The sequence below is a fragment of the Erwinia sp. S43 genome (assembly GCF_016624745.1).
GTDB classification, from domain to species: domain Bacteria; phylum Pseudomonadota; class Gammaproteobacteria; order Enterobacterales; family Enterobacteriaceae; genus Erwinia; species Erwinia coffeiphila.
Genome location: NZ_JACVTX010000014.1, coordinates 119722 through 132464, shown reverse-complemented (window position 1 = coordinate 132464; position 12743 = coordinate 119722). Strand labels below are relative to the sequence as shown.

The window sequence follows — 12743 nt, the reverse complement described above, 5'->3', positions numbered from 1 at the left end:
TATAGGGATATACCGTCTCCGCCGGTCCGACAGGCCAGCAGCTGTAACCGAGGGCACCGAAACGCGGCGCGAGGACCGCCCTGGAGCAGCAGCAGAGGCTGAACCCCAGCCCGCTGTTTCACAGCAACGTGTTACTCACGATATACCGGCTTTCAGCTTGTTACGCTATGTCGACCGCAGAGCAGGATTACTAACGGATATTCAATACATAAAAAAACCGCCATCTCAAAGAGACGGCGGTTTTTACCAGACCAATAAACCCGAGGGCTTATTTATCCAGCGCGTAGGCAATCACATAGTCACCGCGATCCGGAGACTGACGCGCACCGCCCGCAGAAATCAGGATGTACTGCTTACCTGTTTTCGGCGACTTGTAGCTCATTGGGCCACCCTGGCTGCCAACTGGCAGACGGGCTTTCCACACTTCTTTACCGGTTGAAGTATCGAAAGCACGCAGGTAGTAGTCCTGAGTACCGGCGATGAACACCAGGCCGCCCTGAGTGGCCAGCGTACCGCCAAGTGTTGGCATGCCCACCGGCATCTGCGCTTTCATTTTGATACCAAATGGACCGGTATCCTGCACCGTACCAACCGGCACCTGCCACACAATTTTCTGCGTTTTCAGGTCGATAGCAGACAGCGTACCGAACGGTGGCTTCTGGCAAGGGATGCCCAGCGGTGACATAAAGCGGTTTTTGTTCACCGCATACGGGGTGCCTTTCAGCGGAACTGCGCCCATACCGGTATTCACCGCTTCGCCGCCGTTGCTGGCAGGACCAGAGGTGGTTTTCGCCGGGATCATCTGTACCCACAGGCCCAGACGCATATCGTTAGCGAAGATGTAATGGTTGTTCGGATCGGTCGACAGACTGCCCCAGTTCATACCGCCCAGTGAACCCGGGAAGCTGAGGGACAGGTCGGTACCCGGAACGGTGAACAGACCATCGTAGCGCATAGATTTAAAGCCGATACGGCAGGCCAGCTGATCGAACGGCGTAGCGCCCCACATATCAGACTCGGTCATGGTATCCGCACCGATCTGCGGCATACCAACAGACTTAGGCTGAGTCGGCGTGTACTGCTCGTTTGGAATGTTACCAGGCTTAACCGGCACTTCTTTCACTTCGGTCAGCGGTTGACCGGTCAGGCGATCCAGCACGAAGATCTGGCCTGCTTTGGTACCAAATACCACCGCTGGCTTGCTGCTGCCGTCTTTCTGTGGGAAGTCGATCAGGCTTGGCTGCATTGGGATATCGAAGTCCCATAGATCGTTATGAACGGTCTGATACACCCATTTTTCTTTACCGGTAGTCGCATCCAGCGCCAGGATAGAGGCACCATATTTATGGTCCAGCGCGTTACGGTTTGCACCCCACAGGTCAACGGACGAACTACCCATTGGCAGGAACACGGTGTTCATTGCCGGATCGTAGGACATCGGAGCCCAGGAGTTCGGCGTACTGCGAACGAAGGTTTTACCTGGTTCCAGCTTGGCCGTTGGGTCCGGATTGCCCGGGTCAAACGCCCAGCGCATTTCACCGGTGATCACGTCAAAGCCGCGCAGTACGCCGCCAGGCATATCGGTCTGCACGTTATCAGCTACACGTCCACCCACAACGACGGTAGTACCCGCCAGGGTTGGCGCTGAAGTCAGCTGATATTTTGGATCGCCTGCTTCACCCAGACCGGCTTTCAGGTCAACAAAACCTTTGTCGCCGAAGTTCTGGCACATTTCACCATTGTCGGCATTGATAGCGACCAGGCGCGCGTCGATGGTGTTCATCAACAGACGGCGCTGACAGGTATCACCGGCAGCCAGAGTCACCGCGGTCACCGGCGTTGAATCCGGCACACTTGGCTGCTGCAGCGGTTTAGTGGCATCGAAGTAAGCCAGACCACGGCAGCGGTTCCACACCTGGGACTGCGCGTTGATTTCGGTTTTCCAGACCTCTTTACCGGTATCCGCATCCACGGCAATCACGTTGTTATGCGGCGTACAGAGATACAGACGATCGCCTACCTGCAGCGGAGTTTGCTGATCTTCAGCACCGTTGCCGGTTGGGCTTTCCGGAATATCACCGGTGTGGAAGGTCCAGACGGGCTTCAGATCCTTCACGTTGTCACGCGTGATCTGGTCCAGCGCCACAAAGCGGCTTCCTCCGGCAGTGTTACCGTAATTATCCCAGTTTTTCTGCTCGGTTGATTTATCCACAGGCACCAGCGGCAGTTCCTGACCGTTTGATGCAACCGGAGGATGCGGCTGGAACATTTCGAATGCGGTAACCAGCAGGCCAACCACGGTCACAGCGCTCAGACCGTAGGAAAGCTTAGCGGCTGAAGGTTTACTCTCACGCTTGCGCAGCGCCGGGTAAGTGATCAGCGCCAGCAGCAGCATGCCAGCGAAAAATACCACACGGGAAACCAGCGGCCAGAAATCAATACCGGCATCCTGAATGGCCCAGATTACGGTACCAATAAACACCAGAGCAAAAATCAGCACTGCGGATGATTTACGACGGAAGAACTGAATCGCTGAAATGGCGGTAAAAATACCGGCAATCGCGAAGTACCAGCTACCGCCGAGTGAAATCAGTTTTACACCACCAATGACAAAATACAGGCCTGCTGCCAGCAGAATTAACCCTAGCAGGAAACACCACAAGCCCAGCCATTTTGATGACCCGGCATCTGTATGAGGCATACAAAAACACTCCTGGAGAGAATAAGACGTCATTATTGCTGGCAGAAACCGCCGAGTGCGGCGGTTGCCATCCCGCTCATAACGATGAGCTACAATAAGTATAGATGTCTTATTTTTATTAACATTATTACGCGGGACCAGCCCGTCCGGTGTTAACCGCTGAAGCTCACACACCCGTCAGACGTGGCCTGACGGACATAAGCTCCCGCAACTAACGCCAAAATTGTACCACCAGGTTCATTCTGTGATAAACAAAAAGTTAACATCCAACTAAAAAATTATCCATATGGTACATTTGTCCCGCTTCGGCAACCAGGGGAAGCATTGAGACTATGGCTCAGTATGCTAATCGCCTTAGCGAGATTGACCCTTTGCTCTTCCCCGCTGTCGCGATCGTAAATGGCGACTTCGGTTGCTGCTTCGTCAGAGGAAACCACGATAATAAACCGCCCGCCCTGCCGTCTGGCATTTCGCACACAGGCGGTGACGCGCATATGGGAGAAATCATTGGCGATGCTCATCTGCGGAAATGTTTTTCTGAGCGACCGACCGATGTTTAATGCCTGGGTGCTGGCGGCAGGAGAACCCGGAATGATGACCACATCCGTGACCTGCTGCTTAAGCAGATGCTTATCCGTCAGACGCAGCAAACGCATTATCGGGTCCAGCATTAACGCAAAGCCGCAGGCCTGAATCGGCGTTTCAAGAACGCTAGTCGCACATTCATCATAGCGACCACCGCGACATAACAGGCTGTGTTCCAGCAGTTTCTCGCAGTGCCATTCAAAATGGGTATGGCAATAGGCATTTGAGGGATAAAGCCACCGATCCACCACAAAGGGAACGCGGATTTTAGTCAAAGATTCCAGCAGACAATCAAAACGCTTCCGCGATTCCTCCCCAAGGAAATCGCCGATCTCCGGCGCGATGGAACGAAGCCTGGCCAGCAGAGGATGGTCTGAGCGCAGCAGTCTTTCCGGCTGCATTGCGAGGCATTCAGTCCATTCAGATTCGAAAACGCCGATGAAAGGCTGATAAAAAGCACGTAGCGCTGTGCGAAAGGCAGCAAGCTCCTTCTGTGTTCCCGTGCTGTTAATTTTTAACTCCACGTTTTCCTGCAACCCCAGCGATTTGAAAAAATCATATTGCAAAGCCAACTGCTCCAGTTCGATATCCACCCCCGCATAACCAAAGGCTTCAACACCAATCTGCTGATATTGTTGGATATGCTCACCAGAATTTGCCGAACTACGAAACATTACCCCCTCGTACCACAGTTTGCTCATGGACTGCAGATGCGGATGCTGGTTAATCATTTTCAGGCATCCCATCGTCCCCTCTCCACGCAGCAGGGCGCTGTGATTACCCGCGAGGGGAAACTTCTGATTTTGCGATGTAAAAGCCGTTTCATTTCCTTCGCTTTCAAGGAGAGGCAGCCGAACTTCCTGGTAGCAATAACGTGACAGCAGACAGGCGGCCTGATTCTCCAGCCATGCCCAGTCGGTAACCTGATTATGAAAATATTTGCGTGGTCTCCCGGCTTGTCTGGGCTGAACTGGTCTGTGAAGTTGCCTTTCTAACTGCTGACAATACTGTGGGGTACCCAGCAGTCGATTCTGGTTCAGGCAATCCTGTAGCCGTTTTTCAATCGAAGGGCCAAGTGGGGACTGAATAAAACGCGCATACTGGATGGCGCGCTCCTGAGGAGTATGACCGAGGCGCAGATACTGTTCATGCGGTGTAATCATTTGCTGCTGCTCGCCAATATTATTCCGGTAGCTGCTCCAGGTAAGCCTTTCGCCCCTGGCGGCGTGCAGTTCTCCAAGACGGGTATCAACAAATTTTTGTGCAATAAGCAGGTAGGCTTCTGGTTCAATCAGCGAACTATTATATCTTCCTTCCCACAGGCTACCGCTACGATGATATTTTTGATTAAACCAGGGGACATAGCTTCTGCCAATATGCTGAACCAGCCGACTAAGATCCTCTTTTGTCTGCGGCGTTAATAACATCATCATCTGATGTGGTAACAGAGTCCATGCATGTAAAGCGAAGTCGAATAACTCATCAGCCCGTCTTAAACAGTTAAGAAAGGTCAAATAATCCTCGTCATCATGAAACACAATGTCATTATTATGCCCATTTAGCTGAATGAGTTGTGGCAGCCCCTGAACATAAACCCTCGACGTTCTGGACATGGGTAGCTCCCATAAAATTTAGGATTTTTAATTAAAACGCGCCCATTGATAGAATAATAGACCCGCCCCTTTCACGCAGGAATAATCCATCACACCCCCAATCTTTGTCAAGCGTACAAAAACACATCCTTGCAGCAAGTTGTCGTTTTAAAATCCCCAACCAACAACCAGGTATAAATAAAAAAGGGGACAGAACGGATTTATAATGTTTTTAGAAAAAAACTCCACACGGATTCACGGAAAAAACATAAAGACCGAGAATAAATGATCTAAATCATAATTAGCCCCGCATCCGTTTTTAAACTCCATGTATCACATGAAATTCAAGCTGCCTCCTTATTATTAACAGCACCACGTTACAGGATATTTAAAATGGATAAAATCAGCACAAAATCCGCTCATAAAATGGGCGTCGTGGCCCTGACGCTTGTCACAGCATCAAACATGATGGGCTCAGGGGTATTTATGCTACCCACTAACCTCGCCGGTATTGGCTACATATCCCTGTGGGGGTGGTTTTTCACTATTATCGGGGTCATTGCTATCGCGCTGGTCTTCGCAAAAACCAGCCTGTTAACGCCGCGCAACGGTGGAATAGTCGCTTACGCTAGCGATGCCTTTGGCCCCTTCGTCGGATTTCAAACCACCGTTTGCTACTGGATTAGTGCCTGGATCGGCAACGTTGCCCTGTTGGTTGCCGGTATTGGCTATCTCAGCTACTTCTTCCCGCAGCTCAAAGACCCCACGGTTGGCTGCGTGACGGCTATTGTAATCCTCTGGGCATTTATTGCACTCGGCAGCCTGGGCGCACGCGTAGCCGGCCGCGCCCAGTCGTTTACGGCCAGCTGTATGCTGGTTGTGGTGTTGGGCATCGGCATTGTCGGCTGGTTCTGGTTCGACCCGTCGATGTTTAGTCAGGTCTACAACGGTACGGGTAAAAGTGACAGCTCGGCGATTATCTCTGCCGCATCCATTGCGCTGTGGGGATTCCTGGGCGTGGAATCTGCGGTGGTTTCTACCGGACAGGTTGATTGCCCCGAACGAACAGTACCCAAAGCAACGGTCATGGGGTTGCTGATCGCCTCAGTCTGCTACGTCGGTAGCTGTACGGTGATTATGGGCCTGGTTCCTCACGCAGAGCTGGTGAACTCCTCCGCACCTTTTGCCGATGCGGCCCGCTATATGTTCGGTAATACCGCAGGCAATATCGCCTCTGCGCTGAGCATAATCGCCTGCTTTGGTTCTATTTCAGGCTGGCTGATTCTGCAATCGGAAGGCCCACGTGCCGGCGCCCAGCAGGGATTGTTCCCACAGTTTTTTGCCGATGTGAATAAAAATGATGTTCCGATGAAAAGCCTGATTTTTACCGGCGTATTGATGAGTGCCGTCTTAATGATGACCGCCTCACCCAACCTGGCAAAACAGTTTGAAGTGGTCATATTAATGTCCGTTTTTGCCTCCCTTTTGCCTTACATGTACGCGTTAATCTCTCTGCCAATCATCATGATGTCGAAAAAAATAAATCGTGGGCCCTCATTTATGTTTTACAGCGTAATGGTGGTTATTGGGATGATTTATAGCATATTCGCATTGCTTGGCTCGGGGACTGATTCAATGTTTTGGGGAATAGTCATGATGATGTTCACCATCCCTTTATTCTGCTTTGTTGCCGCAGGTCGTAATAAAAAAGGCGATGACATTCTTTATCTCGATAAAAAATCCTGATTTTTAACCTCTCTCAACCAAAAAGGAATTAATACTATGACTCTGTCAATTGAAAACCAAAACAAACTGGATGCATTTTGGTCACACTGCGTTAAGAACCAATATTTCAATCTGGGTTACCCAGAGTCCGCAGACTTTAATTATACGAACCTGGAACGATTCATGCGATTTTCAATCAACAACTGTGGTGACTGGGGTGAATATTGTAATTATCTGTTGAACTCCTTCGAGTTTGAAAAAGAGGTAATGGAGTACTTCGCCACTCTGTTCAAAATTCCTTTTGCAGAAAGCTGGGGATATATCACTAATGGTGGAACCGAAAGCAATATGTTCGGCTGTTATCTCGGAAGGGAGATCTTCCCGGAGGGTACGTTGTATTACTCGAAGGATACTCACTACTCCGTAGCGAAAATCGTCAAGTTGCTGAGAATCAAATCCAGCGTTGTGGAATCGCTGCCGAATGGCGAAGTTGATTACGACGACCTGATGAATAAAATTGCCCGCGACAATGAAAAACATCCGATTATTTTTGCCAATGTCGGGACGACCGTGCGCGGGGCAATTGATGATATCGCACTGATCCAGCAGCGGCTCAAGGAAGCGGGCTTCAGGCGTGAGGATTATTACCTGCACGCAGACGCCGCGCTGAGCGGCATGATCCTGCCTTTTGTTGACGACCCACAGGCCTATTCTTTTGCTGACGGCATTGATTCCATCGGCGTTTCTGGCCACAAAATGATCGGTTCACCGATCCCCTGCGGGATTGTCGTCGCCAAGAAGAAAAATGTTGACCGTATATCTGTTGAGATCGACTACATCTCTGCCCACGATAAAACCATCTCGGGGTCACGCAACGGGCACACTCCGCTGATGATGTGGGAAGCCGTCCGTAGCCATAGCCATGAAAGCTGGGTACGCCGCATTGAACGCTGTCTGAATCTGGCCGAGTACGCCGTTGAACGCTTCCAGAAAGCGGGAATCAATGCGTGGCGCAACAGAAACTCTATCACCGTGGTCTTCCCCTGCCCTTCCGAAGACGTCTGGAAAAAACACTGCCTGGCAACCTCTGGCGACATCGCTCACCTGATCGTCACCGCACATCATCTGGACTCCAGCCAAATCGATCGGCTGATTGATGATGTTATTGCCGACCGTCAGGCCAACGCCGCTTAAAAATCGGCTGCCATGTAAGGAAAGGAAATGAGCAAAATTCAGGCAATCAGAGGAATGCGGACCATTCTTCCCGAAGAAGCGCCGGTCTGGCAATGGCTGGAGAGTAAGGTGAGAAGCATCACCTGGCGCTATGGCTATCAGGAAATTCGGCTGCCAATACTGGAACCCGTTTCGCTTTTTGAGCGGGCAATCGGTGAGTCTACCGATATTGTGTCAAAGGAGATGTATAACTTCCTCGACAAAAGCGGCGAACACATCACCCTTCGGCCGGAGGGCACCAGTGGCTGTGTGAGAACCATCATTGAAAACAATATGTGTTACAACAGCACGCAACGTTTGTGGTATCTGGGTCCGATGTTTCGCTATGAGCGGCCACAAAAAGGCAGGCTGCGCCAGTTTACTCAGTTTGGTGTAGAAACCTTTGGCATGCCCGGTGCCGATATTGATGCTGAACTGATCTATATGGCTAACGATATCTTTAAAGCGCTTAAAGTAGAACGTTATGTACGGTTGGAGATTAATTCTCTCGGCACACTATCAGAACGGCATGAGCATCGCCATCAGTTGGTCAGCTACTTTGAGCAGCACCGCGACCTGCTGGATGAAGACAGTCTGCTGCGTTTGCAGAGTAATCCGTTAAGAATCCTCGATAGTAAAAACCCGGATATGCAAAGCATGATTGAAGGGGCACCAAAGCTCCTTGACTATCTTGGCAGTGAATCACATCAGCACTTTGATGAACTGTGCAGGCTGTTGGATAGCGCAGGTATCCGCTATACGATCAATCCCCGCCTTGTTCGAGGGCTGGACTACTACACGCGCACGGTATTTGAATGGATCACCGATGAGCTGGGTTCACAGGGGACGATCTGCGGTGGTGGACGGTATGACGGACTGGTTGAGTTGTTCAGCCACAAAACTTTGCCCGCTTCCGGCTTCGCTATTGGCGTTGAGCGCCTGCTACTGCTGCTGGAAACCGTAGGCGTTACGGATAATGTCAGCAATCATCCCGATATTGTGGTCACCTTTGAGGAACCTGGGCAGAACATCGACGCGCTGCTTCTGGCAGACCAGCTGCGACGCCATCTTCCGGAATTTAAAGTTTTGAGTGACTTCACGGGAGCCAAAATCAAACGCCAGCACTCGAATGCCCTGAAAACAGGTTGCCGCTATATTGTTACGTTGAACGGTGACAACCGAACGGGGCTTTGGGACCTTAAGGCTAACTTACAGGAAACCATGCGACCAGACGATATCTGGAAAAAACTGTCCCACAGGCCAGCTAAAGCCGCGGTGGACTGAAAAAAAAGGGGGCCGATGGCCCCCTTTTCATTAACGCTTGTTCTTCTTCAAATGGCTGAGCAGGCGTTTACGCTTGCGAAGCTGATTTGGCGTAAGCAGGTTGCGTTTCCCTTCAAACGGGTTCTCACCCTCTTTGAACTGAATACGGATCGGCGTGCCCATCACTTCCAGTGAACGACGGAAGTAGTTCATCAGATAGCGCTTATACGAATCCGGCAGATCCTTCACCTGGTTGCCGTGAATGACCACGATAGGTGGGTTATAGCCACCGGCGTGGGCATACTTCAGCTTAACGCGACGGCCGCGCACCATCGGCGGCTGGTGATCGTCAGCGGCCATATTCATAATGCGCGTCAGCATTGAGGTGTTTACGCGACGGGTTGAGCAGTCATAGGCTTCGGTCACTGATTCAAACAGGTTGCCTACTCCGCTGCCGTGCAGCGCAGAAATAAAGTGCACGCGAGCGAAGTCGATAAAGCCCAGACGGAAGTCCAGCGTCTCTTTCACTTCGTCACGGACTTCCTGGCTCAGGCCATCCCACTTGTTCACCACGATCACCAGCGAACGTCCGCTGTTGAGGATAAAGCCCAGCAGTGACAGATCCTGATCGGAGATCCCAAGATGGGCATCGATCACCAACATCACCACGTTGGCATCTTCAATAGCTTGCAGGGTCTTGATTACTGAGAATTTTTCGACCGTATCGGTCACTTTCCCACGTTTACGCACGCCGGCGGTATCAATCAGGACGTAATCACGACCATCACGCTCCATCGGGATATAGATACTGTCGCGGGTAGTACCCGGCATATCGTAAACCACGACGCGGTCTTCACCGAGAATGCGGTTAGTCAGCGTTGACTTACCGACGTTAGGACGACCGACAATCGCCAGCTTGATCGGCAGATCCAGCGGGTTAAAGTCATCTTCCTCTTCTTTTTCGTCTTCAATCACTTCGCCGCGCGCTTTCGCTTCTTTGCGCTCCAGCTCTGCCCAGTAGGCAGCATTCTCTTCTTCTTCGGTCACTTCACGCGGATCGACTTCGTCCATCCACGGCAGGAGCACCATCTCCAGCAGGCTGGTAACACCGCGCCCGTGCGAAGCCGCGATCGGATGGATTTCACCCAGGCCCAGCGACCAGAAGTCCAGCACTGCGGCATCCGCATCCAGGCCATCGGTTTTGTTGGCGACGAGGAACGTCGGTTTTTCACGCGAACGCAGGTGGTTAGCAATAGCCGTATCCGCAGGCATTAACCCGGCACGGGCATCAACCATAAACAGCACAACGTCAGCTTCTTCAATCGCCAGCAGCGACTGTTCCGCCATACGCGTTTCTACGCCCTCTTCGGTACCATCAATACCACCGGTATCGATGCAAATAAACTCGCGACCTTCAATTTCGGCACGACCATATTTGCGATCCCGGGTAAGTCCGGGGAAATCCGCCACCAGCGCATCTCGCGTGCGCGTTAAACGGTTAAAAAGGGTGGATTTTCCCACATTGGGACGCCCGACCAGCGCGACCACAGGTACCATATTGAAGCCTCATAACTGAAAATTACGCCTGGCTGCGAATACTATTCTCTGCGTCAGACAGATTTTTCCGCCGCAGGGCTCAGGACAATGGCGTAAGGATAACACGCCAGGAGAAAAACGAAACGGCCCCTGAATCATCAGGAGCCGCTATATAACGTAAAGCAGAGGGAAATTAGCGCGTAAACGCGTAAACCTCACCATCTTTAGTCTGAATCAGCAGTTTATCGCTCGCCACCACCGGTTCAGTCTGGAAGCCGGAGCTGTCCACTTTCTGCTGGGCAACAAAACGACCGTCGTCGGTGTTGAGCCAGTGCAGGTAACCTTCGCTATCGCCCACGACCAGGTATCCGTTATACAGAACCGGTGCGGTCAGGTTACGGTGCAGCAGATCGCTCTGACGCCAGATAGAGACGCCGCCGTCAGTGCTCAGTGCGATAACGCGATCGTCCTGATCCACCAGGTAGATACGACCACCGTCAACGATCATGTCGTGAACGGAGCCGATTTCGCGTTTCCACAGGATCTGACCAGAGCGCAGATCCAGCGCGGTCAGGTTACCGTTGTAGGCCAGAGCATAAACCACACCGTTAACGATCACCGGAGTGGTATCCACATCGGACAGGCGATCGATTTCGGTCGCGCCGCTCGGCTGTGAAATACGCTGCTGCCAGATAATCTGGCCCTGGTTCATGATAACAGCGCTAACGCGGCCGTTATCACCACCCACAATCGCAGCACCAAACGCGGTAGCTGGCGCAGACTCACCGCGCAGGCTCAGAGCCGGTACGTCGAGATTAACTGACCACTTCACCACGCCGCTGGACTGATCCAGCCCCTGCAGCATACCGTTGCTGGTGTGAACCAGCACCAGACCGTCACTGATCACCGGGCGGGATAAGACTTCCCCGGCGGCTTTGGTCTGCCAGGCAACGCTGCCATCATTAGTATTTAATGCGTAGACCTGGCCGCGTTCGCTACCAACGTAAACGTGGGCACCATCAACGGTTAAACCACCGGAAAGCAGCGCAGGCAGGTTGCTGGAGAAGAAACCGGTCTTCTCTGACAGGTCAACTTTCCACTGCTCTTTACCATCACCTGAATTCAGCGCTTTAACAATACCGTGGCGATCGGCCGCATAAACGGTGCTGTCAGCCCAGGCCGGGTGCAGGTTAGAGTAAAAATCACCCACGCCATCACCGACCGAGGTGCTCCAGACTTTTTCTGGAGTGAACTGGTTTTGTACGGTCGGCAGTGGTGACATTTTAACCACGTCTTCTTCGCCGCTAAACCATGAACATCCGCTGAGTAAAGTGACTGAAATCAGTCCCGGCAGAAGTATCTTACGCAATTCCATGAAGTCCCTCTTGTGCCCTGTTCAGGCCAAATATTGGAGCCTTATTCACTTATAACCCGATCCGCGGCCGCGCAAAACACCGCCAGCGGTGGTCCTAAACGTGATTAACCCGGCAGATTATTCATTTTCATTTGCAGCATTTCTTTCAGCGTCGAAGACGCATCAGAAGCAACACCTTTGCTCCACGCTTCGCGTGCGCCCTGGGTATCGCCTTTGCTTAACAGCGCTTCGCCGCGGATATCCGCCACGATGGCCGTCCAGCCTTCACCTTTGATGCTTTCCAGCGTTTTCAACGCCACATCAGGCTGCTTCTGCTGTAGCTGAATACGCGCCAGGCGCAGATTCAACACAGCCTGAAGGTTGGCGTCTTTTGCATCCTGCAGGCCGCTCTGCAGCTGAGCCGCTGCTTTATCCAGCTGATTGTTATCGATATAACGCTTTGCCAGATCGAGAGAGGCCAGAGCACCGTAGGTATTGTTGTTGTCGCTGGCAAACTTCGCGGCCGCTTCAAGCGTTGCGGGCTTGCTGGCGTCCAGCGCAGAAGATACCTGCTGATAGGCGGCAGATACTTCACGCGATGCGCCATCCTGGTGATTGTTCCAGTAACGCCAGCCGACCAGAGCACCTACGCCCAGTACCACGCCAACTACCAGAGCTTTACCGTTCTGGGCAAAGAAATTCTTCAGCGCGTCTACCTGTTCGTTTTCGTTGCTATACACTTCCACGCAGTCCTACTCCTTTAAATCGTGCTTTG

Annotated in this window: 8 protein-coding genes; 3 read left to right on the top strand and 5 right to left on the bottom strand. The window is 52.0% G+C overall.

The window, feature by feature from the left end; translation table 11 throughout:
• Positions 1-268: 268 nt before the first annotated feature.
• Both IBT47_RS16975 and IBT47_RS16970 read right to left on the bottom strand, forming a co-directional pair.
• Complete coding sequence (locus IBT47_RS16975; protein ID WP_200561639.1) at positions 269-2701, bottom strand: glucose/quinate/shikimate family membrane-bound PQQ-dependent dehydrogenase; 2433 nt, start codon at positions 2699-2701, stop codon at positions 269-271.
• Positions 2702-2979: 278 nt separating this feature from the next.
• Positions 2980-4899, bottom strand: a complete 1920-nt coding sequence (locus tag IBT47_RS16970; RefSeq protein WP_200561637.1) for an ATP phosphoribosyltransferase regulatory subunit — start codon at positions 4897-4899, stop codon at positions 2980-2982.
• Between the two features lie 372 nt (positions 4900-5271).
• Between IBT47_RS16970 and hdcC the strand changes: the two genes are divergently transcribed.
• The 3 genes from hdcC to hisS are packed head-to-tail and all read left to right on the top strand — an operon-like array spanning position 5272 to position 9099.
• On the top strand, positions 5272-6624 hold the full coding sequence (hdcC, locus tag IBT47_RS16965) for a histidine-histamine antiporter (RefSeq protein ID WP_200561635.1): 1353 nt from the start codon (positions 5272-5274) through the stop codon (positions 6622-6624).
• Between the two features lie 36 nt (positions 6625-6660).
• Entirely contained in the window at positions 6661-7797 is a 1137-nt protein-coding gene (locus IBT47_RS16960) for a histidine decarboxylase (protein ID WP_200561633.1), read from the top strand.
• 27 nt (positions 7798-7824) lie between these two features.
• Positions 7825-9099, top strand: coding sequence for a histidine--tRNA ligase (gene hisS / locus IBT47_RS16955; RefSeq protein ID WP_200561631.1), 1275 nt, complete (start codon positions 7825-7827; stop codon positions 9097-9099).
• Positions 9100-9129: 30 nt separating this feature from the next.
• Here the strand turns inward: hisS and der are convergent, their stop codons facing one another.
• The 3 genes from der to IBT47_RS16940 form a co-directional block, all read right to left on the bottom strand.
• The gene (gene der, locus IBT47_RS16950; protein WP_200561629.1) at positions 9130-10635 is read right to left on the bottom strand and encodes a ribosome biogenesis GTPase Der; all 1506 of its coding nucleotides are present in this window, start codon (positions 10633-10635) and stop codon (positions 9130-9132) included.
• Positions 10636-10807: 172 nt separating this feature from the next.
• Positions 10808-11989, bottom strand: coding sequence for an outer membrane protein assembly factor BamB (gene bamB / locus IBT47_RS16945; RefSeq protein ID WP_123336797.1), 1182 nt, complete (start codon positions 11987-11989; stop codon positions 10808-10810).
• A gap of 104 nt (positions 11990-12093) precedes the next feature.
• Positions 12094-12714, bottom strand: coding sequence for a YfgM family protein (locus IBT47_RS16940; protein ID WP_105593223.1), 621 nt, complete (start codon positions 12712-12714; stop codon positions 12094-12096).
• Between the last annotated feature and the right edge of the window lie 29 nt (positions 12715-12743).

Excerpts from the sequence above, each read along its gene's own strand:
- IBT47_RS16970 (WP_200561637.1), bottom strand. The coding sequence starts at position 4,899 with ATGTCCAGAACGTCGAGGGTTTATGTTCAGGGGCTGCCACAACTCATT.
- bamB (WP_123336797.1), bottom strand. The coding sequence starts at position 11,989 with ATGGAATTGCGTAAGATACTTCTGCCGGGACTGATTTCAGTCACTTTA.
- IBT47_RS16960 (WP_200561633.1), top strand. The coding sequence starts at position 6,661 with ATGACTCTGTCAATTGAAAACCAAAACAAACTGGATGCATTTTGGTCA.
- IBT47_RS16975 (WP_200561639.1), bottom strand. The coding sequence starts at position 2,701 with ATGCCTCATACAGATGCCGGGTCATCAAAATGGCTGGGCTTGTGGTGT.
- hdcC (WP_200561635.1), top strand. The coding sequence starts at position 5,272 with ATGGATAAAATCAGCACAAAATCCGCTCATAAAATGGGCGTCGTGGCC.
- der (WP_200561629.1), bottom strand. The coding sequence starts at position 10,635 with ATGGTACCTGTGGTCGCGCTGGTCGGGCGTCCCAATGTGGGAAAATCC.
- hisS (WP_200561631.1), top strand. The coding sequence starts at position 7,825 with ATGAGCAAAATTCAGGCAATCAGAGGAATGCGGACCATTCTTCCCGAA.